This window comes from Brevibacterium sp. Lmc1, assembly GCF_057654315.1.
The window spans coordinates 4,092,144-4,116,546 of the sequence record NZ_CM172803.1; the positions used below are offsets into that span (position 1 = coordinate 4,092,144).

18 protein-coding genes are annotated in these 24,403 nt (G+C 65.5%); 7 read left to right on the plus strand and 11 right to left on the minus strand.

Annotated features, from left to right (window positions below):
* Positions 1-7: 7 nt before the first annotated feature.
* Together AC239G_RS18335 and AC239G_RS18340 are read right to left on the minus strand one after the other, a co-directional pair.
* Positions 8-1,282 carry an FAD-binding oxidoreductase gene (locus AC239G_RS18335; protein WP_487489474.1) on the minus strand — a complete coding sequence of 425 codons (1,275 nt, stop codon included), beginning with the start codon at positions 1,280-1,282 and terminating at the stop codon, positions 8-10.
* A complete protein-coding gene (locus AC239G_RS18340) occupies positions 1,279-2,640 on the minus strand; it encodes an aromatic ring-hydroxylating oxygenase subunit alpha (protein ID WP_487490127.1) in 1,362 nt (453 codons plus the stop codon). Before AC239G_RS18340 ends, AC239G_RS18335 begins: the two co-directional genes overlap by 4 nt.
* Positions 2,641-2,792: 152 nt before the next feature.
* On the opposite strand from AC239G_RS18340, the gene AC239G_RS18345 reads away from it, so the two are divergent.
* Positions 2,793-3,719: a LysR family transcriptional regulator gene (locus tag AC239G_RS18345; RefSeq protein WP_139909412.1), complete on the plus strand. Its 927-nt coding sequence runs from the start codon at positions 2,793-2,795 to the stop codon at positions 3,717-3,719.
* Here the strand turns inward: AC239G_RS18345 and AC239G_RS18350 are convergent.
* On the minus strand, positions 3,655-4,047 hold the full coding sequence (locus AC239G_RS18350) for a hypothetical protein (protein ID WP_487489475.1): 393 nt from the start codon (positions 4,045-4,047) through the stop codon (positions 3,655-3,657). The genes AC239G_RS18345 and AC239G_RS18350 overlap by 65 nt on opposite strands.
* 100 nt (positions 4,048-4,147) lie before the next feature.
* Here AC239G_RS18350 and AC239G_RS18355 point away from each other — a divergent pair, with 100 nt between their 5' ends.
* Positions 4,148-5,566: an APC family permease gene (locus AC239G_RS18355; RefSeq protein WP_487489476.1), complete on the plus strand. Its 1,419-nt coding sequence runs from the start codon at positions 4,148-4,150 to the stop codon at positions 5,564-5,566.
* Positions 5,567-5,658: 92 nt separating this feature from the next.
* On the opposite strand, the gene AC239G_RS18360 is transcribed toward AC239G_RS18355, so the two are convergent.
* Positions 5,659-6,342, minus strand: a complete 684-nt coding sequence (locus tag AC239G_RS18360; protein ID WP_487489477.1) for a flagellar basal body-associated FliL family protein — start codon at positions 6,340-6,342, stop codon at positions 5,659-5,661.
* A gap of 509 nt (positions 6,343-6,851) precedes the next feature.
* On the opposite strand from AC239G_RS18360, the gene AC239G_RS18365 reads away from it, so the two are divergent.
* A complete protein-coding gene (locus AC239G_RS18365) occupies positions 6,852-10,220 on the plus strand; it encodes a zinc ribbon domain-containing protein (protein WP_487489478.1) in 3,369 nt (1,122 codons plus the stop codon).
* 34 nt (positions 10,221-10,254) lie between these two features.
* On the opposite strand, the gene dsdA is transcribed toward AC239G_RS18365, so the two are convergent.
* Together dsdA and AC239G_RS18375 are read right to left on the minus strand one after the other, a co-directional pair.
* A complete protein-coding gene (dsdA, locus tag AC239G_RS18370; RefSeq protein ID WP_487489479.1) occupies positions 10,255-11,610 on the minus strand; it encodes a D-serine ammonia-lyase in 1,356 nt (451 codons plus the stop codon).
* 31 nt (positions 11,611-11,641) lie between these two features.
* Entirely contained in the window at positions 11,642-12,622 is a 981-nt protein-coding gene (locus AC239G_RS18375; RefSeq protein WP_434592444.1) for an ABC transporter substrate-binding protein, read from the minus strand.
* Between the two features lie 221 nt (positions 12,623-12,843).
* Between AC239G_RS18375 and AC239G_RS18380 the strand changes: the two genes are divergently transcribed.
* A complete protein-coding gene (locus AC239G_RS18380; RefSeq protein ID WP_487489480.1) occupies positions 12,844-13,857 on the plus strand; it encodes a siderophore-interacting protein in 1,014 nt (337 codons plus the stop codon).
* A gap of 50 nt (positions 13,858-13,907) precedes the next feature.
* Here AC239G_RS18380 and AC239G_RS18385 read toward each other — a convergent pair whose 3' ends face one another.
* Positions 13,908-14,819: a DMT family transporter gene (locus AC239G_RS18385; protein ID WP_487489481.1), complete on the minus strand. Its 912-nt coding sequence runs from the start codon at positions 14,817-14,819 to the stop codon at positions 13,908-13,910.
* A gap of 133 nt (positions 14,820-14,952) precedes the next feature.
* Between AC239G_RS18385 and AC239G_RS18390 the strand changes: the two genes are divergently transcribed.
* The gene (locus AC239G_RS18390) at positions 14,953-15,837 is read left to right on the plus strand and encodes a LysR family transcriptional regulator (RefSeq protein ID WP_487489482.1); all 885 of its coding nucleotides are present in this window, start codon (positions 14,953-14,955) and stop codon (positions 15,835-15,837) included.
* Between the two features lie 80 nt (positions 15,838-15,917).
* Here the strand turns inward: AC239G_RS18390 and AC239G_RS18395 are convergent, their stop codons facing one another.
* Together AC239G_RS18395 and AC239G_RS18400 are read right to left on the minus strand one after the other, a co-directional pair.
* The gene (locus tag AC239G_RS18395) at positions 15,918-17,354 is read right to left on the minus strand and encodes an FAD-binding oxidoreductase (RefSeq protein WP_487489483.1); all 1,437 of its coding nucleotides are present in this window, start codon (positions 17,352-17,354) and stop codon (positions 15,918-15,920) included.
* 43 nt (positions 17,355-17,397) lie between these two features.
* Positions 17,398-18,762, minus strand: a complete 1,365-nt coding sequence (locus AC239G_RS18400; protein WP_487489484.1) for an MFS transporter — start codon at positions 18,760-18,762, stop codon at positions 17,398-17,400.
* A gap of 330 nt (positions 18,763-19,092) precedes the next feature.
* Here AC239G_RS18400 and AC239G_RS18405 point away from each other — a divergent pair, with 330 nt between their 5' ends.
* On the plus strand, positions 19,093-20,130 hold the full coding sequence (locus tag AC239G_RS18405) for a DUF2332 domain-containing protein (protein WP_487489485.1): 1,038 nt from the start codon (positions 19,093-19,095) through the stop codon (positions 20,128-20,130).
* A 216-nt stretch (positions 20,131-20,346) separates the two neighbouring features.
* Here AC239G_RS18405 and AC239G_RS18410 read toward each other — a convergent pair whose 3' ends face one another.
* Together AC239G_RS18410 and AC239G_RS18415 are read right to left on the minus strand one after the other, a co-directional pair.
* The gene (locus AC239G_RS18410) at positions 20,347-21,375 is read right to left on the minus strand and encodes an LLM class flavin-dependent oxidoreductase (RefSeq protein ID WP_376904442.1); all 1,029 of its coding nucleotides are present in this window, start codon (positions 21,373-21,375) and stop codon (positions 20,347-20,349) included.
* A gap of 268 nt (positions 21,376-21,643) precedes the next feature.
* Positions 21,644-22,858: an RsbRD N-terminal domain-containing protein gene (locus AC239G_RS18415; RefSeq protein ID WP_487489486.1), complete on the minus strand. Its 1,215-nt coding sequence runs from the start codon at positions 22,856-22,858 to the stop codon at positions 21,644-21,646.
* A gap of 190 nt (positions 22,859-23,048) precedes the next feature.
* Here AC239G_RS18415 and AC239G_RS18420 point away from each other — a divergent pair, with 190 nt between their 5' ends.
* Positions 23,049-24,380: an MFS transporter gene (locus AC239G_RS18420; protein ID WP_487489487.1), complete on the plus strand. Its 1,332-nt coding sequence runs from the start codon at positions 23,049-23,051 to the stop codon at positions 24,378-24,380.
* Positions 24,381-24,403 lie beyond the last annotated feature (23 nt).

Sequence of the window (24,403 nt, forward strand, 5' to 3'; positions counted from 1 at the left end):
AGGCAGCTCACCTGTCGACGACGATGTCGGTCAGCGGAGTCGAGCAGCAGGGCAGGAACTTTCCTGCGGCGATCTCCTTCGGACGGATTCCGCCCGCATGCTTCATCTCGACTTCGCCGCTGATGAGCACAGACTTGCAGGTTCCGCACGCGCCTTCCGAGCAGGATGAGGGCACGGACAATCCGGCGTCCAGAGCAGAGTCGAGGACGGTCGTGGACTCATCGCAGTCGACCACGCGCCCGGAGACCGCGAACTCGACGACGTGGCTCACTCCAGTACCGCCGACGACGCCGACTCCGGCAGCTTTGGCTCTCGCACCGGCCTTGGCCAAACGATCGGCAGGTGAAGTGGCGAAGACGAACGACTCCTCATGCATCCGCGCCGATGCCACCCCCGCCTCGGCGAGCAGGGGCCGCACCGCGTCCATGTACGGACCCGGCCCGCACACGAAGGCTTCGCGGTCGGCCGCGTCGGGGACCACCTCGGCGAGGGTGGACGCATCGATCCGACCCCGCCGACCGGTCCAGGTCTCGGCCTCGGAATCCCGGGAGCACAGGATGGTGACGCTGACTCCGGCGACCTCGGCGAGCTGTTCGAGCTCGGCACGGAAGATGATGTCGATCGGCGACGAGGCGCTGTGGACGAAGACGATGTCCGTGCCGAACCCTCCCTGTCTGGCCAACAGACTGCGCACCATCGACATGATCGGAGTGATTCCGGAGCCGGCTGAGAGGAAGAGGTGACGTTCGGCCTGATGGAAGCTCGTGCTGAACAGCCCGTACGGCCCGTCCACGTGCAGCCGATCGCCGACCCGCACATTGTCATGCAGATGGGTCGACACCACTCCCCCGGGAACGCGCTTGACCGTGATGGTGAAGATGTTCGTGCCGAAGGGCGCCGAGGAGATCGAATAGCAGCGCTCGAGGCCGAGCTCGGGGATGCGCATCGTCACGTACTGACCCGGCGCGAAGTCAACCGCGTTCATCCATCCCGCCCGCAGCTCGAAGGTCTTCACGTCGTGGGTCACCTGGGTGATGCCGGTGACCTCGACGGGACCGGTGAGCAGTTCGGGATCGAGCTGAAGTTCGGCGAGCACGGGACCAGCTGATTCTGCCGACACCCGGTCGACCGGCGCGGCGAGCGCGGGCTCGACTGCCGTATCGAAGACCGGCGGGGCAGCGGCCGCGGTTGCGGGTCGCCTGCCCCGAGTGGGCACTCGGAACGTCGCCTTGCCCACGGGCGTGGATGCAGCCTGGGCAAATGTCGAATGGCGGTACCTCATCGTCGCTCAGCTCCTTCCAACTGCACGGTCCGCTGTTCTCTATGGGCCTTGAGCCGTTCGATGTACCAGGTGACGAAGTCATCGACCTGCGATTCGGTGGGTGCGTAGGGACCAGGCACATATGCCGGCGACGAGATTCCCAGGTGCCCGCGTTCGCAGAAGGTCGCGTCCTGTTCGTTCGTCTTGAGCCACACCGTCGTGAGGTTGTCGAGCTCGTAGTCGACGCCCTCCTCCGCATCGGCGTGGACGAGCCAGGTCGTGCGCACCAGCGTCTTGTCCTCGGCGAGCGGCAGCAGGCTGAACGTCACCACGTGGTCGCCCATCGCGTGGAACCACATATTCGGCTGCACGTGCAGCGAGGCCCGGCCCAGAACGAAGGTGTCGAGGTCACCCAACAATTTCGCCGAGGCGGCCGATCCGTCCATCGTGTACGACTCGCCCTGTCCGTCGAGAGCTGCCCGTTCGATCCGGAATCCGGTGGGCCGACCGCTCAGCTCCTCGACGAGGGCATAGGGCAGGCCGTTGCGGTCGCAGTCGGCATGAAGCTGATCCTCGGCGTCGAGGTACCGCTGGTACGCCGGCTGCAGGCGTTTGGGAATCTCGTCTGGTTCGTAGCCGTAGGTGGGGAAGAACGTGCACGTCAGCTCCGGGTGGCCGGCTTCGCAGTGGTAGCACTCACGGTTGTTCTCCATGACGAGCTTCCAGTTCGAGTCCTCGATGAGGTCACTCTGCGCGGCCACCTTCGTCCCGGCGATGTCATGCCCGGTCAGATAGGGCTCGATGACCTCGGCCACCTCGTCGATATCGTCGGGCGGAGTCTGGCTGAGACAGATGAAGATGAGCCCGCCGATGACGCGGAGGTTCACCGAACGCAGAGAGAAGCAGCTCCGGTCGAAGCCGGGAGCTTGAACGCCTGCAGAGATGAGCTCTCCGGCAGGAGTGTAGGTCCATTGGTGGTAGCCGCACACGATGTTGCCCACCGAGCCGGACAGGTCATTGAGCAAGCGAGTCCCCCGGTGACGGCAGACATTGTGGTGGGCACGGATCTCACCGTCGTCATCGCGGATGACGATGACGGAGTAGGCTCCGATGTCGACCGTGAGATAGTCACCGGGCTCGGGCACTTCGGCAGCAGAGGCAACGAAGATCCAGGTCGAGGCGAAGATCGCCTCGATATCGCGGGAGAAGAACTCCGGGCTGATGTAGAACGGCGCCGCCAGCGAATAGCCGGGCACACGTTCGTCGATGAGCCGGTCGATATCGGTCCTGCCGTGCCCGCCCGATCCGGCAGCCGCACCCGACCCAGCGGGTCCGCTCGTGCTGGAATCGGTCCGCTTCTGCTCTGGCGCCAGAGTCAATTCGTCCACCACCTCGTCGTGTCTCGGCCGCGCCTGCTGTCGGCCCCTTCGCCGACCGCGACCGTGGAGTTCGTGCTCCTGCCCCCAGTGTCCGCCAGAGGTTTGCTGAAAAAAAGCGAATCTTCTTCATCCGAAACATGCAATACTATTGCATGATCGATCCGCGTCTCCACGTCCTTCGGGTCCTTGCCGAAGTCGGCACTCTCACCGAGGCGGCACACCGCCTCGGATACACCCCTTCGGCCGTATCCCACCAGCTCAGAGGCCTGTCGAAAGATCTCGGCGTGCGCATCGTCGAACCGCGCGGTCGCGGACTCGTCCTCACCCGCGCCGGTCAGCTCCTCCTCGAGCGCTCTCAGGAGCTCTTCACCAGGTGGGAGGAGATCCGAGGCGAGCTCGACGGCCTCGGCACCAGTCGAGATACGCGCACCAGACGGCTGCGACTGTGCGGCTTCTCCACTGCCGCGGCCGCCCTGCTTCCACCGACAGCCCTGACGGTGATGGAGCGATTCCCGGGTGCCGAGGTCACGATCATCGAAGCCGACCCCGAGGAGTGCTTCGACCTTCTCATCTCCGACCATGCCGACGTCGCCGTGGTCGTGGCCACCGACCCGCTGCCGCCGCGCAGCGATCCCCGCTTCGAGCAGTCGGCACTGTTCAGCGATCGCCTCGATCTGCTGGTTCCCGTCGGACACCGCCTGGCAGAGAAGTCAGCTGTGGCGTTGAGCGAGGCCGCCGAGGAGTCCTGGATCCTCGACCGGGCGGGTTCGCCGTATCACCGTCTGGTGCGCACGGCGTGTGCGGCTGCCGGTTTCCAACCGGAACAGGCCCATCAGTCTCGGGAGTGGGAGACGGGTGCGTCGTTGGTCTCGGCGGGACTCGGGGTCGCGCTCATTCCTCGCCTGGCACGCCTGCCGGACGGCTTCGATGTGGTGCGCGTGCCGCTGCGCGGTGATCCGGTGCCGTCACGGAAGATCCTCTCGGGCATCCGCCGCGGTTCGGGCGCTCAGCCGATCATCGCCTCGGCGTTGGAGGTCCTCCGGGAGTCTGCTGAAACGGCGGCCCACCAGGAGGCCTGACCATCCGGACCTGCGGTCGCATTCGACGCCGCTTCCGCGCGACGACGGTGGTGAGGACGATCCCGGCGATCAGCACCAGAACGGAAACCACGGCCACAACGAAACCGGTGATGAAGAAGCCGGAGGCGAAATCGTCGAAGGCGTCGACGTTGCCACCGCCGCCAAGGAGGAACAGGAACATCGGGATGACGAGGATGCACAGTCCCACCCCGAGGCCGAGGACTCCGGCGATGATGAGGAGGATTCCCGGCACCACGGACGGTTTCTTCGCGGGCACGCCTCCCGGCGGGATCCCACCGGGCTGGATCATCTGCGGGTGATGCGTCATCCGGGCCTCCTTCGTCTCTTCCGATCCTATCTGGGACTCGAAACCGCGCCATGACCTGCGCGTAGAGTTGAAGCACATACTTCGAAAGACGGGCACCACGATGGACGATATGACCTCCGATGATCGGTCCAACCGGTCCAACAGCGAAACTCAGACTTCCGCACCCGAGGGCACGGCCGCCTCGGCGCGAGGTGGGACGCTCAAACGCACGATCGGTCTGAGCGAGCTCGTCTTCTTCGGACTCGTCTTCATCGGTCCCGCGGCCGCAGTCGGTGTGTTCGGCACCCTCGATGCCCGCTCGGGCGGGGCCGTGCCCTTGGTCTACATCGTCGCGACGATCGTCATGGCCTTCACCGCGGTCAGCTATATGCGCATGTCACGGGAGGTCCCCCGCGCGGGCACGGTGTTCGCCTACGCCTCGGCGGGAATCGGAAAACCGGCCGGCTTCGTCGCCGGATGGATGATCCTCCTCGACTATCTGTTCATCCCCTCGGTCGCCTATCTGTTCACCGGGATCGCCCTGAACTCGATCTTCCCCGCGCTGCCCGTCTGGGTGTTCGTGGCTGTGGCCGTCATCCTCACCACCGGGCTCAATCTCGCCGGGGTCAAGGTCGCCTCCCGCGTGATCACCGGGGTCGTCCTCGCCGAGGTGGCCGTCCTCGCCCTGGTCCTCGTCCTCGGCATCGCCTACCTCATCCAGCACGGCCCGACGCGGGGATGGCTGACGCCGCTGACCGGGGTCGATGCGTTCTCCGTGACCGCGGTGCTCGCGGCCGTGTCCGTGGCCGTCCTGTCCTACCTCGGCTTCGACTCGCTCGCGACGTTTTCCGAGGAGGCCAAGGGCGGGCCCCGGATCGTCGGCCGGGCCACGCTCATCTGCCTCGTACTCGCCGGTGTCTTCTTCGTCGCGCAGACCTGGGTGGGCAGTCTGCTCTCACCGCTGACTCCGGCGGACCTGCAGGCCGATCCCGCGCTCGAAGGTGCCGCCTACTATGACGCCGTCGACTCGACTCTCGGCCCGTGGCTGCATTGGCTGCTCGCCTTGGCCAAGGCCGTGGGCGCGGCGTTTTCCGCGATGATCGGTCAGGCCGCCGGCTCCCGCATCCTCATGGACATGGGACGGTCCCGTCAGGTGCCGAAGTTCCTCGCCGAGGTTGCCCCGAAGACCGGTGTTCCATGGAAGGGAATCCTCGTGGCCGCCGGCGGCAATGTCATCGTGGCCGGGTGGGCGGCGACCCGCGCCGATGGTCTCGACCAGCTGACCTCGATCGTCAACGTCGGGGCGCTGACGGCGTTCATCTTCCTTCAGGCCTCGGTGGTCGGATACTTCCTCGTGAAGAAGCAGGGCAGCGAGACTCCCAACTGGTTCAACCACGGCGTCATTCCGGTCATCGGCGCCGGTCTGCTCATCGCCGTGCTCGTCAGCGCGAATCCTCTGGCCCTGGTCATCGGGGCGATCTGGCTCGTCATCGGCATTGTGGTGTTCGCGGTGAACAACCGGCGGCACGCCCATGGCTGAGCCGCTCAGGTGGCCCTACGTCATGCCATCTGGGCAGGAGAAGGGCGGGCCGCCTCGGCGATCGAGTCGTCGGTCAGACCAGCTCGGGGGTCTCAGTCCTGCAGGCGGGTCGTTCCGTCGTGGCCGCCGGAGGTGTTGAGCTGTTTGGCATAGCAGCTGTCGGGGCCGAGACCGTGCGATGAGCACCAGGACAGGGCGTCTTCGGGATCGTCGTAGCCGATGCCGACGACGGTGACCCAGAAGTTGTCTTCCTTGAAGCTGTTGAAATCACCGGACCAGAGGAGCTTCACACGGGGGAACTCTTCGCGCAGTCCTTCGAATTCCTCGAGGATCGATTCTTCGTCCCAGGTCTTCCCTTCGGCTTCGAGTCCGACTCGCTTTGAGCTCAGCTGCGGCACCCATTTGCCGTTGAGTTCACTCTTCGCTGTCTGCCCGTCGGTGTCAGCGAGCTGTTTGAGTGCCTTCTTCGGGTCATCCGGGAGTGCAGATTCTGCCTCGGTGGGTTCGGGCGCTGAGCTGGCTGTGGCCAATCCGTCAGCACTGGCGGCGTCCGTCGGCTCATCGGTGGAGGCGACATTGGCGGGGTCCTCGGAGTCCTTCGAGAAGAACGTCGCCGCTCCCCATCCGATGCCTCCGGCGAGGACGATGCCGACGATGACAAGGAGCGCGATCAGCCCGCCGCGCTTCTTCTGTGCAGGCGGTCCGGCCTGCTGATACGGTCCCGGACCGTAGCCCTGGGGCGGTTGGTAGGCGGGCTGTCCGGGCTGCTGATGCATTCCAGCGGCGGCAGCTGGGCCGCCGACAGGGAAGGCTTGGGCGCCCTGGCCTTGGGAGGGTCCGCTCTGCTGGTGGGGAGGCTGACCGTTGCGGTGAGGCGGTCCGCTCTGCGAGTGCGGGGTCTGGATATAGGGACGCTGCGGCTGAGGTGACTGAGGCGGCGGTGGAGGCGGCGCGCCCCAGCCGGTGCCCGACTGATGGCCCTGTTGAGAACCCGGCTGAGGGCCAGGTTGCGGCCCTGGCTGTGATCCAGGCGGGGATGACCATTGGCTGCCTGATCGATCGTTGACGTCCCATTCGTCCTCGTCCCCGCGCCCGGGAGGGTTCGTACTCATCCGTAACTCCAGATCGCTCACGCCGTATTTCAGAAAAAGTCCCAATATAGAACTTCTCTTGCATTAACAGCCTAATATAAGTTGTGAACTACACATGCTTGATCTGCTCAGTTGATTGTTTCGATTTGAACTAGATTGCGGAGCTGTCGGGCAACTGCACTTGAGGACTGGGTATGGACGACGAATCCGACGAGACGACACCGACCGCCGCCGAGGATCCGAAGGATCAGACCGCCGAGAACCAGGAGAGTCCCGAAGAAGAGGTTCCGGACCGTCCTGCGGCTGAGGATTCTGAGGCCACCGAGGTGATGGACCCCGTCTCCTCGGATGCCGAAAGTTCCGAAACGACTGGTTCAGCAGATTCTGCAGGCGTCGATGAACCCGATTCAGGCGAAGGGGATTCCACCGAGGAGTCCGCTCGCTGGGCACCGCCGGAAGACGGCACGCCCACCACCGAGCAGACAGTCGACCCGTATGAGCACGCAGCCGAGAGCGACTCTGCGAACACGGGCCCTCAGCCCCGTGAGGCGAGCGCAGCCCCGCAGGGTTCGGGCCCGTATCCTCAGGCCGCCGGTCCATACGCTCAATGGCCCGGGTCGAATCAACCCGGTCCCCACCAACCTGATCCATACCAACAGGACGCCTACCCGCAAGGCTCGGACCCCTACCAACAAAACCCGTACCAACAGGTTCCTTATCAGCAAGGCCCTCACCAGCAAGGCCCCTACCAGTCCGGTCCTGTGCCCTACCCCGCGCCACCGGGTTACCCGGCGAATGCCCCGAAGTCGAAATTCGCCTCGGCGCTGGCTAAGGGAGCGACGTGGAAAACGGCCCTGATCCCGCCGGGGATCGCCCTCCTCGGCGGCATCATCGTCTCCATCATCCTCACCGTCATCCTCACGTCGATGTCGGAGTTCGACTCGCTGACCGAGGAGACCGGCCTCAACCTCGACAGCCTCAACTACGCCCTGCCGTTCATCCTCATGGCTCTGTCGCTGTTCGGTTCGGCGGCGCTGCGCCTGGACATCAACGCCCCTGACAGCTTCAACGCCCAACTGGGCATCTTCACAACCGGCGCACCTCTGGTGGTCACCATCGTCACCGTGGGCCTGCTGTGGTGGATGACGAAATTGAGCGAACGCCGCTCCCCCGCGCCCAACCGGGTGTCCACGTGGATCCGCATTGGGGTCGCGACCCTGGCGATGACGCTCGTGCTCTTCCTCCTCCAGGTCATCTTCGCCGCTCGCGCCTCCGCCTTCGAAGAGGAAGGATCGTTCACCTTCACCTTCTCGGCGGTCACCGTCCGATCGTTCTTCCTCCCGCTGCTCGTCATCCTCGTCACGAGCATCGCCGGTCGTGTCGCCGGGCATTTCAAAGGCACCGAGGCGATCGGTGCACCATTCCTGCGCTGGGCTGTTCCGCCTCTGCTGGTGACCTGGATCCACCTCGCCCTCACCGTGGCCGTGTTCTCGATCGTCGCGCTCTTCGTCCTGCCGCTGTCCGTCGAGATGCCGGGCCAGCTGGTGCCGCTGACGTTCGTCAACATGGGCCTCATCCTCACGTCGCTGACCCACCTCGGCGGAATCAGCGCCACCGCCCAAGGCGACTTGGGCTTGTACTCGGACACCTTCTCCGAGAGCCTCACCATGTTCAGCCGCGACGCTCCCGGGCTGCTATGGCTGGGCCTGCTCGTCGTCGTGGCCGCCGTGCTGATCGCAACGATCGTCGCCACCGTCACCCGGCGTCCGGCCTGGACCGTGATCGAGCAGGACAAGCAGCAGTGGTCGAGCGCGTGGAAGCTGCCTGTGGCGTTCTGCCTCGTCTGGGGTCTGCTGTCGCTGTTGGCCATTCCGGCGAACCTGTCGATGTCCGGATCCGCCGAGGCGGCCATGTTCTTCGGTGGGTCCGGTGCGGCCCGTGCGGGGATCGGCCCCCTGGCCTGGACCTTCCTCATCTTCGCCCTCTGGGGCGGGATCATCGAGGTGCTTTCACGCACCCTCGGCCCACGTCTGGCCCTGACCTTCCCGGCAGCGGCACGGATCGCCGCCGGACGGACCGTGCACCCGCACTGGGGTCCGTACCTGGGCATGAGCGAACCGCAGTTCGCGTTCGTCCACCCCGATCTGGCTCACGCCGCCGCTCCGACGCCACCGCCGGTCGCGCCCGGACCCGGCGAAATCGGACCACACGGGGCGGGTGGGTTCGGACCGCAGGGGCCCGCCGGCCATCAGGGGCCGCCCGCACCGCCGGACGCGTTCGGCTCGCAGAGCCAGCCGCCCCATCTCCAGCAGGGTCCGCAGCAGTTCTCTGGTCCGGTCGGTCCGCAGCAGCATCCGACCCCGTCCGACCAGCAGCCTTATGCCTACCCGCAGGGTGTCGCCGACCAGCCGGCCTATTCGACGCCGCAGGGCTCAGCCGGGCAGCAGTCAAACTCGGCTCCGCAGGGGATGTATGCGCCGCAGCCGTACGCGGGCCCGGCCAAGCCCTTCGACAAGAAGAAGACGACGCTCGTCTCGGTCGTCGCCGGTGGTGCCGTCCTCCTCCTTGTGGCCGCACTCATCGTCGTCACCCAGCTCAACGGGCACATGTTCGGTCCCGAGGCGACGGTGGAGAAGTACTTCTCGGAGCTCTCCGACGGTGACGCCGAGGGTGCCCTCGAGGTCGCCGACGTCGACGTTCCGCAGGAGTCACGGACCCTTTTGACCAACGATGTCCTCGGCGGCTCCAAGGCACTGCCCGACGATGTCACCGTCGAGGATGCCGAGATCTCCGGAGACACGGCGACGGTCGCGGTCACCTACGACGTCGGCGGCTCCAAGGGCGACAGCACGCTGACCCTGCACAAAGCCGGAAAGAAGGCGCTGTTCTTCGACGACTGGGCGCTCAAGAGTCCCGACCTGCTCACTCTCACCGTCGACACTCCCGGCCTCAAAAAGGTCAAGGTCAATGGGATCGACGTCGACAGCGACGGGTCGACACTGTCCCTGCCGGCCTTCCCGGGTCTCTACACGATCGACCTGGCCGAGAAGTCCGATCTCATCACCGCAGACGCGGTCGAGGTGCGGGCGTTCCTCGGCGATGATGCGAACATGGAGGGTGAGGACACGCCGCTGCTCGCCGCCCACCCCTCGGACGCGTTCCGCAGCGAGGTCGACAAGCAGGTCAAGACTCTCATCGACAGCTGCGCGAAGAAGACGGTCGCCCAGCCCGACGGGTGTCCGTTCGGATCCTCGCTGGCCGAAAGCTACGACGCCACCGGCCTCACCTGGTCGATCTCGTCGTATCCGACGGTGACCGTCGCCGATGACTCCATGGGTGCCGACCAGTATTCGAACCCCGAGGACGCGACCGGTCCGAACGGCGGTCCGGCGTGGCTGATCTCCTCGGACACCTCCGGTGAGGCGCTCGTGACCGGCAGCTACGACATGTTCGACGAGTCCGAACCCTTCGATGACACCGTGACCTTCGACCTCAACGGCACGGCCGAGATCGTCGACGGCAAGATCGTCATCACCGTCAACGACGACCCCTGGGACTGGTGACCGAGGCCGCGTGACCCGGCCAGGGGCACGCCCTTCAGTCGACGAAGATCGCCGAGGCGGGGCTGCTGATCCGTTCGACGAGTCCCAGTCCGTTGTCGACGTAGGCGGCGCGTTCGTCGCCGGGGACCATCGCCCCACCGGTGAGCCACACGAGGTGGACCCCGTTCGCGGAACGAGCCGCCGCCTCGCCCATCCGCCACGGAATGGTGAGCCCGGCGGTCGCGGAGGGTTCGACATCGATGCCTTCGGTCTCGTGGAGCACGCCGACTCCCGCCCGGATGACCTCGTCGGGAACCGCGGCGAACCCGGAGATGAGCGGCCCGATCGTCGGTCCGATGAAGCGTGACGGTCGGGCGACCGCGAGTCCGTCGGCAGCGGTGGCTCCGGACAGCCCGATGTCCTGAACGGAGATGCCGCTGTGCCGACCGGTGCGCACTCCGAGGAACATCGCCGGCGCCTGGCTCGGTTCGACGAAGATGCAGCGCACCGCAGTGCCGAAGACCCGTTTGAGCCCGAAGGTCACTCCCCCGGGTCCGCCACCGATTCCGCACGGCAGATAGACGGTGAGCGGATTCTGCTCGTCGATGGTCACTCCGGCGGCCGCGAACTGGCGCTCCAGCCGCAGAGCAGCCACCGAATATCCAGCAAAGAGACTCACGGAGTCCTCGTCGTCGACGAAGTGCGTGTTCTCGGCGGCCAGTGCCGAGGCACGGCCGGCTTCGACGGCTTCGACGAAGTCGCCGGCATGTTCGATGACGTCGACCCCGTGGTCGCGCAGCATCGTCTTCTTCCATTCCCGGGCGTCGGCTGACATATGCACCGAGGCGGCGAAGCCGAGGCGAGCGCTCAGGATCCCGATCGACAGCCCGAGGTTGCCGGTCGAGCCCACGACGATGCGGTGGTTCGCGGCGATCTCTTGAAACTCACGAGTCGAATAGGTGGCGGGATCAAGAGCGTCGAGTCCGTGCTCGGCGGCGACCGCCTCGGCGAATTCGAGCACCTCGTGGAAGCCGCCGCGGGCCTTGATCGACCCGCTCACCGGCAGGGAGTCGTCGCGTTTGAGCCACAGCCGTCCGCCCAGCTCGGATCCGAACAGACCGTCGAGGCGGTGCTGCGCCGCAGGCGCCGGAACCAGAGCCGATTCGATCATTCCGCCGCTGACGTCTGGAAACGCCGATGCGAGCTCGGCCGGAACGGTCGCCGTCTCCGGGAAGGTCTCTGCGAACCAGGGGGCGAAGCGGTCGAACCGGGCCGCCGCGGAATCCATCACGTCGCCGAGGTCGGGCAGGGCCGCCTCGTTGGGGGTGGAGCGGAGCCATGTGGTCGGGGCATCCGATGCGAGGGATCGGATGATCTCGTCGGTGCTGAGTTCGTCAGGCAGGTCGGTCATGCACCGATCGTAGCCCGGCGGGGTGCGGGCCTCAGCTCTTGACGATCTTCTTAGCGGATTCGAGGACGTCGCCGAGTTCGTTCAGCCATTTCGCGTAGCCGTCATAGGTGTAGGCGCGTTTGTCGTCCCAGGTGCCGAGCTGGTCCTCCTTGACTGCGGGCAGGCTCTTGTACACCGGGTTGTCTTCGTAGTCGGTCGAGGCGTCGTGGACGAGGACGACGTCGGCCGGGTAGTCCGACATCTTCTCCCAGGAGACTTCTGCCCAACTGCTCTCGCCTGTGGCGTCGGGGCCGACGAGGGTGAGCCCGTCCTCGTTGAGCATCTCGGCGATGCCCAAGGAGTTCGAGGTGTAGTTGATCTCCGCGGTGAAGTTCGCCAGCAGCACAGTCAGCTGGTCCTGCTTCTTCGCCACGCTGCGGATGCGTGCCCGAGCGTCGTCGAAGGCCTTCCGCTTGTCCGCGATGGCGCCGGTGTCTGTGTCCTTGCCCAGCGCCTCGGCGATGGCCGCGTACTGAGCGAACATCGCGTCGGGACCCTGCCCGCCGAGTTTGACCGGGACGAACGGCACGAGCTCGCTGACCTGACCTTTCACCTTCTCGTCCCACCAGGTCCACCCGTCGCCGGCCTCATTGCCGTAGGCGACGAGGATGTCCGGCTCGGCAACCGCGAGGGCCTCGATATCGAGTTCCATATCGGTGCCGACGACCTCGACTCCTTCCGAGTCGAAGGACTTGCCCGGGGACTCGTTCTGTCCGAACCCGAAGACCGCGACCGGCGTGATTCCGTACTGCGCGAGTCCGGCTGCCGAATAGAAGTCCGCGGCGATGCGCTTCGCCGGGCGGTCGAGTTCGATCGTCAGCCCGTCATAGCCTTCGGGCGAATACGTGAAGTTCGGGACGCTGCCCGCAGCGCCGGAAGCGCCGTCACCCGCATCGCCATCGGCTTCGCCGCGGCAGCCGACGAGGGCGAACGGGGCGAGAACGGACAGGGCAAGGAGCTGACGACGACGCATCGAGAGCCTTTCGGTGGGCGTCCCCGCAGGGACGGAACTGGTGCGCCTGTAGTGACGCCGGGACCACCGTAGCACTATTTGGAAAGGCTAGCCTTACTAAATTAGAGTAGAGTAGCGTTGCGGATGTTGACATATCCACGACAGCTGCACACACGAACACAACGCGTCCCCGCGGGGACGCCCTCACGGCCACATGGTCCTGGGGATGCGAAGGAGAATCAGTGTCACGAGCCCCCATCGGTGCCTTCGAAGCAGAGGTCCTCGCCGTCGAAGACCTCAGCCCGTCCTTCCGTCGGGTGACTTTCGGGGGTGCGGGACTCGAGGAATTCGGCCCGAACACCCACCCTCGTGATCTGCGGATCAAACTCGTCATCCCTCCTCGGCGTGCCGCTTCGCCGCAGTTCGATCTGCCGGCATTCCTCACCGAGCAGGAAGCCGCTGGAGTGTCCTGGTACCAGGCCTGGCTGCAGGTCAGCCCCGAGGAGCGCGGCGCGATGCGCACCTACACCGTGCGCGAATGGGACGATGCTAAGCGCAGACTCGTCATCGACATGGTCCTCCACACCGATGAGCACGGCCACTCGGGCCCGGCGGCCGAGTGGGCCGAAGCCGCCGAGGTGGGCCACCGCCTCCATATCATCGGCCCCTCCCGTGCCTCGGAGACTCCGTGCGCCGGGATCGAGTTCGCCCCGGGAGATGCCCACCAGATCCTGCTCGCCGGCGACGAGACGGCTGTGCCCGCCATCGCCTCGATCCTCGATTCACTCAAGGACAGCCAGGCGCAGGGCAAGGCCGTTCTCGAAGTCCCGAGCGCCGAGGACATCATCGACATCACCGCTCCCACCGGCTTCGAGATCGAATGGCTGCCACGCGGGGAGGCCGACTTCGGTCAGCTCCTCGAACCTGCCGTCCGCGAGGCGGTGCGGTCGGAGACCCGGATCCCCGTCAGAGCCGGAGCGGCAGGGTCGGCCGGCGGGCCGGATGGTCAGGTCCGGGAACTCGACGATGTCAACATCGACGAAGAGATCCTCTGGGACGTTCCCGCGGCCCTCACCGAGGCGGCTCAAGGCAGTTCGAGTGCGACGGAGAAGGATGACCGCCCCTTCTATGCCTGGATCGCCGGAGAGGCCGGACCGGTCAAGCGTCTGCGCCGCTACCTCGTCCAGGAAGTCGGGGTCGACCGCAAGCAGATCGCGTTCATGGGCTACTGGCGTCAGGGCAAGGCCGAGGGCTGAGCCCTCAGACCCAGCTCGACCGAGCCTTCAGACTCTGCCTGACTGAACTCTCAGACCTTGCCGGGCTGAGCCGGCGACCGTCGCAGAGCTCCGATGATCTGCGGCCCGATCGCGGCAGCCGCCCCGGCCAGGCAGAGCACACCGCCCGCTGCGGCCAGCGGAGGCGGGACCTCTCCGAGAACGATCCAGGCCATCACGACGACGATCGCGGGGACGAGGAGACTCGAAGAGCTGAGCAGACCTGCCGGCAGATGCTTGAGCGCATATCCCCAGAGGTTGAAGGCGATAGCGGTCGGTACGACTCCCAGGTAGATGATCTGCAGCGTCATCTCGATGGGTGCCGTGGCCACCTCGTCGATGAGGCCGGGGGCGAAGACGAGACTGACGAGTGCGCCGATGAGGATTCCCATCCAGGTCACGGTCACCGAGTCCTCTCCGGACAGGAAGTGCTTCTGCAGCAGCACGCAGGCGGCGTAGAGCACTGCGGCGACGAGACTGAGGACGAGACCGCCGACGGTGAAGAAGCCGGTGAAGCTGGCTGCCGTGATCAGCCCGATTCCGAGCAGAGAGACGAAGATGCCGATGAGCAGGCGCTTGGGCAGCCCTTCTCCGAAGACGAGGCCGGCGAAGACGGCGATGATCAGCGGTGCGATATTGACGATCATCGAGGCGGTTCCTGCATCGATCGACCGTTCCGCAGCGTTGAGGACGACGACGTAGGCAGAGAACCAGGCGACTCCCCACAGGACGAGAATCAGCCAGACGACCTTGCCGGAGGGGAATCGGGGGCGGTGGAAGAGCATCCACGCGGAGAGCACCACAGCCGCGGACGCGCCGCGCAGCAGCGCCATCGGACCAGGTGAGAAGAATTCGCCGGCATCGCGGATGACGACGAATGATGACGCCCAGAACGTCATGGTGAGCAGGGCAGCGATCCAGGGCAGGACGCGGGGCGCTGTCATCTGGTGAGGATTTGGACTCGCGACTCGAGGACTGAGGGCTGATCTGTTCATAGGAACGATTATTCGTCGCATGATCGTGAAAGAAAAGCGCACACTATTGCACAACTGTCCGTGATGTGCGTACGGTTCGACTGTGTACAACGTTGCCCACCTGAAGTCGTTCAAATCGGTCGCACTCACCGGGTCCGTCCGGTCCGCCGCACAGCATCTCAGTCTCTCTCCGTCTGCGGTCAGCCATCACCTCAAAACTCTCGAACAGGAGACCGGTCTGACTCTGTTTCAGCGACAGGGACGCGGCCTGTGCCTGACCGACACCGGTTCGGCGATCATGTCCGACGTCGACTCCGTGCTTGAGAGCTCGGGGCGATTGGGCCAACGCATCTCGGACCTGCATGAGAATCGGATCGGACGCCTGTCGATCGGGTACTTCGGCACGGCCGGCACCCAGTGGATGCCCGAACTCGTCTCCTACCTCGAGAACCGCCATCCCGATGTCGCCGTGCAGCTCAACCTGGCAGAGGGCCCCTGGAACGAATTCCACTCCGATGTCCAGGTCGTGATTTCAGATTCCGAGGATCCCGTGCTCCCATCGCAAGTGGAGAGCCACTTCCTCACCGAGGATCCGTATGTGGTCGCAGTGCCCGACGATCACCCCCTGGCCTCGCGTCCGGAGGTCAGCCTCGACGAGCTGGAGAATCATCCTTGGATCGACAACGACACCGGCGACGGTCCGTGCCGGACCATCCTTTTCGACGCATGCGCACGCGCAGGGGTGGCGGTGCACTTCAAGCACGAGGCTCACAGCTTCGCCACGGCCCTGCACATGGTCAGTCGGGGCTTGGGTCTGACGATTCTCCCGCGGCTCGGTGTCGAACCCCTGCCTCCCGGGGTGGCCATCATCCGGCTGACAGCGCCCGAACCGATCCGTTTCATCCACGCGATCAGCGATCCGGGCCACCCGCAGCAGGAACTCATCGAGGATGCGGTCACAGCCCTGCGCGAGCTCGCCACCGGCTGACGATGGAAAGACCGCCGGCCTCCTGCTTCGAGGGTGCGCCTCGGCAGCTCATGGGCCCTCTGCTGGCGGTCCGACTGCGCTCAGATCTCGGCGAGCATCTTGCCCGGGTTGAGGATGCCCAGCGGGTCGAGCGCGTTCTTCACGGCCAGCTGGATCCGTCGTGATCCTTCGTCGAGTTCGTTCGGCAGCCAAGCACGCTTGAGGAACCCGACCCCGTGCTCGCCGGTGATCGTACCGCCGAGTTCGAGGCCGATGCGCATGATCTCAGCGAACACACCTTCGGCCTTCGCCGTCTCGGCCGCATCGCCGGAGTCGAAGAACACCGATGGGTGCATATTTCCGTCGCCGGCGTGCGCGACGAGGGCGATCTCGAGTCCGGATGATGACCGTAGCTCGGCCAGACGGTCACAGAATTCGGGCACGGCGGTGCGCGGCAGGCATACATCGTCGAGCAGCTGACCGCCGCCGTGAGCGTTGGCGAATTTCTCGTAGGCCGGCTGGATCATGCGCCGTGCCGTGATGAGAGCCGCGGAATCGCTCGGGTCATCGGAGTAAGCGACGTCAAGGGCACCGCAGCGCTGGGCCACCTCGGTGAAGGTCGACATCGCGGCTTCAGCATCGGTCGGGTTGTCGTCGACCTGCATGATGAGCATCGACCCGGCATCGCCGTCGAGGCCGAAGTCGCCGTAGTCGTTGAGCATGCGCAGGCTGGCCCCGTCGAGGAATTCGAACAGGCTCGGCACTCCGCCGCCGGCCATGAAGTCGGCGACGGTCTGCAGTCCGCTGCGCTCATCCGGGAAGGTCGCGATCGCGGTGAAAGGCTCGGGCAGGGCGGGCACGAGGCGCAGCGTCGCTTCGACAACGATGCCCAGGGTGCCTTCGGAGCCGATGAAGAGATGGCGCATATCGAGTCCGGCCACGCCCTTGGCCGTCTGCGGACCGAGCGTGGTGATGGTCCCGTCGGCGAGTACGACTTTGAGTGAGCGCACGTAGTCCCTGGTGACACCGTATTTCACGCAGCAGAGTCCCCCGGCGTTCGTCGCGATGTTCCCACCGATCGATGACAGTGCCACCGATCCGGGATCCGGCGGGTACGACAGTCCGAACGGGGCGAGGTGGTCCTTGAGGTCCTGGTTGATGATGCCCGGTTGGACGGTGACGAGACGTTCTGCCTCGTTGACGGCCACGACGTCCTTCATCTTCGACACGTTGAGCAGGATCGCTCCCGGTGAGGCGTTCGCGCCTCCCGAGATCCCGGACCTCGCCCCCTGCGGGACGACCGGCACCCGATGTGCGCTGGCGAAGGCCATGACCTCTTGGACGTCTTCCGCCGAGGCGGCCCTGACCAGGGCGATCGCCCCCTCGCGCGGGCAGAACAGGGCCTCGTCGCTCGAGTGGGCGTCGATGACATCCGGGTCAGTCGTCAGCGCACCCGGACTCAGTTTCGCCGCGAGGTCGTCGAGCGCCACCGGGTCGAGGGCGGGGAAGTCGGGTGCGGTGGACGTCGGAGTCGTCAATTCTGCTCCTCGGATCGGTGGGTCGAAGGCGGACGGCGGGCCGTCACTTCAGCGTCACGTCCAGGTTATCGGGAGCGGGTGCGGCCCGGAGGATGAGGGTGACGATGCCGGCGGCGACCATGGCCGCGCCGACGACCCACATGCCGGCATTCTGGGTTCCGGTGAGATCGGCCAGCCAACCGGTGATGTAGGGGGCGAAGAAGCCCGCGGAGTTGCCGAGCGAGTTGATGAGCGCGAGTCCCGCGGCGGCACCGGCACCGGCGAGGAAGGTCTGCGGCAGCGGCCAGAAGGTCGGCAGGGCGGCGCAGATCGCCATGCAGGTGATCGTCACGGCGATCATCGTGGTGAACGGTGAGGACAGGTAGAGGGCGATGGGGATCGCCACACCGCCCACGAACAGCGGGATGGCCACGTGCCACACACGCTCACCCGTGCGATCGCCGTGCCGGGACCAGAAGTACATGGCCAGGGCACCGAAGACATAGGGGATGGCCGTGATGAGGCCGATCTCGACGATCGAGTACTCGACGCCGAAGGACTCCTGGAAGCCGGCGATGATCGTCGGGAGGAAGAAGCTCATGGCGTAGAGGCCGTAGACCATGCCGAAGTAGACGAATGACAGGGCCCAGACGCGGGGCTGGAGCAGCGACCGGCGGACCGGGTAGTGGAAGGTCTCTTCCTTGCTCTTCTCCTCGGCGTCCATCGTCGACTGCAGCCAGTTGCGCTCTTCGGCGCTCAGCCACTTCGCGTCCCGCGGGCGGTCGGTGAGGTAGAAGATGCACATGATGCCCAGGAGAACGGCGGGCACGCCTTCGATGATGAACATGAAGCGCCAGCCGGCGAAGTTCTCGAAGATCGAGTTGCCGCTGGAGATCAGCCACGACGACAGGGGCGAACCCACGACGCTGGAGAGCGGGATGGCGAGCATGAACAGAGCCGTGGCCCGCGCGCGCATCGAGGTCGGGAACCAGTACGTGAGGTAGAGAATGATGCCCGGGAAGAATCCCGCCTCGGCGACTCCGAGAAGGAACCGCAGCACGTAGAGCCAGCCGTGGTTGGGCACGAATGCCATGGCTGCGGCGACGACGCCCCAGCTGATGAGGATGCGGGCGAGCCAGATGCGGGCGCCGAACTTGTGCAGAGCGAGGTTCGAGGGCACTTCGAGGATGAGGTAGCCGAAGAAGAAGATGCCTGCGGCGAACCCGAACTGGGTCGCGTTCATCGCGAGGTCTTCGTTCATTCCGCCCGGTCCGGCGATGCCGATGTTCGTCCGATCGAGGTAGTTGATGAAGTACATCGCGATGACGAACGGGATGAGACGGATGAGGACCTTGCGCAGGGTCCTCTTCTCCAGTGCCGAATCGGCGGGGGTCTGTCCGCTGGTCGGCGGGCTCACCTCGGATGACATGGGATCTCCTTCGATCAAGTCGGGCCACGGTGGTGGCGCAATGGCAGCGCTATGGTGGCGCGGGGATGCGCCGCGAACATGGTCGTCGGCGCATGATGGCAACACATTACGACAGCGCGGGCGGCTGACCTAGCGTTCGCAGCAAAAGTACCGAATACCGGGACGGGGACTTCAATCGGCTCGTTCAAGCCGGCGCCCGGATGTCGAACCGTGCTCGACTCGACATCCGCGTTCCGCCTTGAACGACGTTTCGGTTGCCCGCTCGCCGTCGGGCAACTGGTCAGTACGATGAAGTCACTGAGGCGCGGATACCATTGCGAGGAGGGCGACATGCAGCCGATGACGGAACTCGAAGCCGAGACTCTACGCGACTACTACGGCAAGTTCGCCCGCCTCGAAGCGGCCGGCACCTCCCCGATCTACACCGCATGGGCCGAGGGAGTGGCCGCGGATGACGAGATTCTCTCGCTCCTGCTCGAACTGCCCCGACCGAAGCGCCAGGCCAATCTGCTCTTCGGCGCAGCCCGCCACCTCGGCGCCGGCGAAGGCTCCTATGCTGACCTGCGTGCATGGCTGCTTGATCACTGGGCAAAGGTCCGCGAGCTCATGCTCGCCCGGTCGACCCAGACGAATGAGGCGGGTCGCTGCGCGACGCTCCTTCCAGCACTCGCACGGGTTCCAGGACCGCTTGCACTCATCGAGGTAGGCGCCTCAGCGGGGCTCTGCCTCTACCCTGACCGGTACAGTTACCGATTCACCGTCACCGAGGCGGCCGGGTCGTCCGGTTCAGATTCCGAGAAGTCGGCGACGCTCGACCCTGCGGACGGTCCGAGCCCGGTCGTGCTCGAATGCGTACTGACGAACTCCACGGTCCCGGACCACCTCCCCGAGGTCGCGTGGCGGGCCGGAATCGATCTCAATCCTCTCGATATCACCGATGCTGACCAGCGGGAATGGCTGACTTCGCTGATCTGGCCGGAGCATGAGTCGAGACGGGAGCGCCTCCTCGCCGCTGCCTCGGTCGCGGCCGCCGATCCCCCGCACCTCGTCCGCGGCGACCTGCTCGACACCGTCGAAACCCTGCTTGCCGAGGTGCCAGCCGAGACCCAACCGATCGTCTTCCACAGTGCGGTGCTGGCCTATGTCGACGCCGAGGCGCGTGCCCGCTTCGCTTCGCTCATGCAATCGCGCGACGACGTCGTGTGGATCAGCAATGAGGGCGCCGGCGTTCTGCCTGACACTCGCGCTCAGCTCGAGACACTCGGGATCGAGCCCGATGGGCGATTCGTGCTCAGCGTCGACGGCCAAGCTGTCGCTCTGACCGGACCGCACGGGCAGAGCTATGTCGGCATCGCGGTGATCCCCTGATGCGCCGACCCGCTCGGAATCGGGGCCGTGCTCAAGCAGTCGACGCCCCCAGGAGGCTCGTTCAAGGCAGAGCGCAGACATCGACCCGTGCGCCTTTCGAGGACTGAGTTGCGCCTTGATCGAGGCTGGGTCGAAGAGCGAAGCCTTGAACGAAGCGTCGACAGCGAGGCAGCGAGGCAGCGAACAGCGGCGGACAGTGCCCACCGAGGGAGACGTCTAAGAGCTTGCTGGCGTCCACCCGAGCTTCGGGCCGATCTCAGTGGCAAGTTGGTGGAGGATGTGCTTCCAGTCATCGAGCTCGAACTCGAACGGAAGTTCGAAGAGATAGTCATCCGAAGCCTGGAAAGCCGGGTTGGACAGCAGGTAGTCGACGATCTCCTCGGTCGAGCCGAGCAGGTCCGGTGCGATGATCGTGTTCTTCCCGTGGACCTGCTTCGTCCGCGGAGTCCGCTCCTCCGCGTACTTCCGGTACTTGGCCGCCTGTACCGGACTCGCGCTATCGGTTGGAACGATCACGCGTGCCAGGCTCACTCGTCCATTCTCACCAGAGAGCGATTCGCGGTAAGTCTCGATCTGGTTGACCTGGTTGAGAGAGAAGTCCTCGATGCCGTCCTCTGCCGAGGTGATGTTGCTCATCAGCCAGTTCAATCCAGCCTCGCCCGACCAGTTGGCCGAGCGCAGCGATCCCCCTCCATACCAGAGGCGATCGCTCAGTCCGGGCGCATGCGGTTCCACCCGTTCGGAATCGATGTCCCCGCCGAAGCCTTTGTACTCGGGCTTCTCCCGTACCGGGCCTCCCGCGAGGAGATCACGCAGACGCTCGATGCGCGCGTAGCTGTAGTCTTCGCCGCGCCATCCCTCACCATGGACGATGTCATTGACCTCCTCGGCGAATGCGGGCGGATGCACGCTCAAACCAGCCAGAACCCGGCCTCCGGAGAGGACGTCGGCAACGGCGAGATCCTCGGCCAGTCGAAACGGATTCTCATGACCGACGGGAATCACCGCACTGCCCAGCCCGATCCGCTGCGTGTGCTGGGCCAAAGCAGCGAAGTACACTGCCGGCGACGGCAGACCGGACTGCATGTGCCGAGTTCGGACCCATCCGTTGTCGAGCCCGAGCTCCTCGGCGAAGCGGAACAGTTCGATACCCTCGGCCAGGCCGCGACCAGGATCATCGCGATCGAAGGGAACGAGGTGGATGAACCCGAGATGGCCGACTCGGTCATTTGTCGACGTGCTCACGGTGCCTCTCTTCTGATGCCTTGAAGGCATCGTCCGACGATGGTTGAATACTTGACTTCTATCAGCTCCGCCTGAGAACTCGAGCCAGGCTCGTCACACTCGGCCCTCGAAGTGATCGCGGGGCGTCGTTCAAGCCGCAGCGCGGATGTCGAACTGTGCACCTTTCGACAAGTGCGCGCCGCCTTGAACGACGGAGCTTGGTTTCGAAAAGCGAGGGCCGCTATGAACGATGCGGCCGTGGTCGCCCGATGACTCCCAGATCGCGAAATCACGCCCAACCGACGACGAGGCGGGCCGCCTCGGCGGGGATCGTCGGATCGACCCCGGTGAGTTCGGCGAAGCGGCGCAGACGATTGGCCACAGTATTGCGATGGCAGAACAACTGCGCGGCAGACGCACCGATGCTCCCCGAAGCGAGATAGACCTGCACCGCCTCGATGAGGCGCTCCCGCTCAACCGGACCACAGGCGGCCAGCGCGGACTCGACATCGGCGAGGATCGGATTGCCGGCGGCATTGAGCGACCGTGCGGCCAACCGCGCCCACCCGCTGCGCCATGTCATCGCAGTCGTCTCATCAGCGGCGATGACATCGGCGAGGTCACGTGCGGTCAGCGCCGACCGCCGCAGGGTGCCGATCCCGTCGGCGCGGACATACCCCACCCTGGCCTCGGCGATCTTGCCGGCGAGCGCCCCCAACGAATGACCGGTTCCGCCCCCGAATGGAGTGGAAGCATGTCCCGCACCACCTGGAACCTGCGTGAACGCAATGAGAACCTCGCCGAGGTGGTGCGTGAACATGGTCCCGCCCGCGCGGGCATGATCGGAGATGATCACCCGCAGCGCCCGGACGTCGTCCCCGGTGGCGGCGATGACGAGCAGCGGAGAATCCACATCGAGACTGAGCCCGGTCGCGATCCTCGACAGGCGCTCCGCGGTGGGATCGGGATCATCGAAGAGGCTTGCGATGAGGCCCGCATGCACCGAATCCTCTTCCGCCCGCATCCGCGTGCGCTCGGCGGTATAGGCCTGTTGGACCTGCGAGACGTATTCGTCGACGGTGGATAAGACGATGCCGGTGTGCCGGATGACGAGTTCGGCATCCTCCTGATTCGCCACACGGGTGAGCACCTCCCAGAGCACATTGAAGTCGTGGCGGATCGCAGTCATCAGCGCCTCGAGCGGAATTCCAGCCCGTGCCCGGGAGACCCCGACCTCCGTCGACACCGCCACGGGGCCGTCGAACCCACCGGCGCGCAGTCCCTCGATGAGGGTGGAGAAGGACAGCCGACCGGTCCGCCGCAGCTCCGAGACCGGAATCGGTGCGGGATCGTAGCCGGAGACCGTGACGACGCGGGTCATGAACCGATCGGTCAGCTCGTCGAGATCGAGAGCGTCGAGGAGCTCGAGCCACCGGCGTTCGTCTCCGGGCTCCGGACGGTCCCGAAGCTGTCGTGTGCCCGCAATTCCATCCTGTTCATCCATCACACATTCCAGAATATGTGCATCTGCACAAGCACTGCTCGCTTTTCGGCGACAAATGTGCCTGGATCTGGACATGTGGCACTCTGTAAGGTCGATACCTGCCGGTCGATCGCAACGATCGACCGCTGCACCACCCGCACCCGGACACGGCCGACCAGGCCCAGGTCCCCGGACTCGACGGAGAGAATCCATGAGCGAGCAGAACACCACGGCGTCCGCCGAGCTCAACGCCACGACGGAACTGAGCATCAAGGACGCGAACAAGGTCGCCGCCGGCGCCCTGATCGGCACCGCCCTCGAGTGGTACGACTTCTTCCTCTTCTCGGCAGCGGCCGCCCTGGTCTTCAACGTCCAGTACTTCACCAGCGAGAACGCCACGGCCGCCGCCATGGCCTCCTTCGCCACCTTCGGTGTCGGGCTGGCCGCTCGTCCCATCGGCGGTCTGATCTTCGGCCGCATGGGCGACAAGATCGGGCGCCGCAAGGTCCTGCTCATCACGATCATCGGCATCGGCGTCGTCACCGGACTCATCGGCCTCCTGCCGACCTATGCTGCGATCGGCTTCGCCGCCCCCGCCCTGCTCGTGCTCCTGCGCATCCTCCAGGGTCTCTTCGTCGGCGGCGAATGGTCGGGCGCGATGACGCTCGTCGTCGAGAACGCCCCGCTCCACCTGCGTGCCCGTTATGCAGCGATCCCGCAGATCGGCTCCCCGATCGGCACAATCCTGTCCTCCGGCGGCTTCTTCATCATGACCCTGGTGTTCTCACAGGACAGCTTCGACTCGTTCGGCTGGAGGATCCCATTCCTCGTGGCCCTGCCGCTGCTCGTCGTCGCCGTCTACCTCCGCTCCCGCCTCGAAGAGTCCCCGGTCTTCCGTCAGCTCGAAGAGTCCGGCGAGGTCGAGAAGAGCCCCATCCGCACCACCTTCCGTGACTCGTGGAAGCAGATCATAATCGGCATGGCCGCGGCTCTGCTCGGCGTCGGCGGCTTCTACCTCGTCACTGCATTCTGCGTCTGGTACGGCGTCAACGTCCTCGGCTACGACGACTCGCTCCTCCTGCTCGGCAGCATGGTCGCCGCCGCCGTCGAGATCGGAGCCCTGATCTGGGGCGGTGCCCTGGGCACGAAGTTCGGAGCCTCGAAGGTCATCCTCTGGGGCGGAATCGCCTCGGCGATCGTCGCGGTTCCCGCGTTCTTCATGTTCGAGTCCGGCAACCCGGTCCTCGTCGTCATCGCCATGACCCTGGCCGTGTCCACTCTGTCCCTGCCCTACGCGGCATCGGGCACCGTGCTCACCGGACTGTTCCCCGCCACCACTCGCTACACGGGTGTGGGCATGGCGCAGAACGCCGCAGGCATGCTCTCCGGGTTCATCCCGCTGCTGGCCACGAGCTTCGTCGCCTCCGCCGGAGACCACTGGTGGCCGGCCGCCGCGATGCTCGTCTTCCTCTCCCTGTTCACGGCGTTCGCCGGCTTTGTCGCTCCTCGGATGAGCGTCGACCTGCCCGGCTTCAAACACTGAGACTCGCACAGCGCTGAGAACCC

Excerpts from the sequence above, each read along its gene's own strand:
- AC239G_RS18405 (WP_487489485.1), top strand. The coding sequence starts at position 19,093 with ATGCAGCCGATGACGGAACTCGAAGCCGAGACTCTACGCGACTACTAC.
- AC239G_RS18360 (WP_487489477.1), bottom strand. The coding sequence starts at position 6,342 with ATGCATCAGCAGCCCGGACAGCCCGCCTACCAACCGCCCCAGGGCTAC.
- AC239G_RS18415 (WP_487489486.1), bottom strand. The coding sequence starts at position 22,858 with ATGGATGAACAGGATGGAATTGCGGGCACACGACAGCTTCGGGACCGT.
- AC239G_RS18375 (WP_434592444.1), bottom strand. The coding sequence starts at position 12,622 with ATGCGTCGTCGTCAGCTCCTTGCCCTGTCCGTTCTCGCCCCGTTCGCC.
- AC239G_RS18400 (WP_487489484.1), bottom strand. The coding sequence starts at position 18,762 with ATGTCATCCGAGGTGAGCCCGCCGACCAGCGGACAGACCCCCGCCGAT.
- AC239G_RS18420 (WP_487489487.1), top strand. The coding sequence starts at position 23,049 with ATGAGCGAGCAGAACACCACGGCGTCCGCCGAGCTCAACGCCACGACG.
- AC239G_RS18345 (WP_139909412.1), top strand. The coding sequence starts at position 2,793 with ATGATCGATCCGCGTCTCCACGTCCTTCGGGTCCTTGCCGAAGTCGGC.
- AC239G_RS18355 (WP_487489476.1), top strand. The coding sequence starts at position 4,148 with ATGGACGATATGACCTCCGATGATCGGTCCAACCGGTCCAACAGCGAA.
- AC239G_RS18350 (WP_487489475.1), bottom strand. The coding sequence starts at position 4,047 with ATGACGCATCACCCGCAGATGATCCAGCCCGGTGGGATCCCGCCGGGA.
- AC239G_RS18365 (WP_487489478.1), top strand. The coding sequence starts at position 6,852 with ATGGACGACGAATCCGACGAGACGACACCGACCGCCGCCGAGGATCCG.
- AC239G_RS18335 (WP_487489474.1), bottom strand. The coding sequence starts at position 1,282 with ATGAGGTACCGCCATTCGACATTTGCCCAGGCTGCATCCACGCCCGTG.
- AC239G_RS18385 (WP_487489481.1), bottom strand. The coding sequence starts at position 14,819 with ATGACAGCGCCCCGCGTCCTGCCCTGGATCGCTGCCCTGCTCACCATG.
- dsdA (WP_487489479.1), bottom strand. The coding sequence starts at position 11,610 with ATGACCGACCTGCCTGACGAACTCAGCACCGACGAGATCATCCGATCC.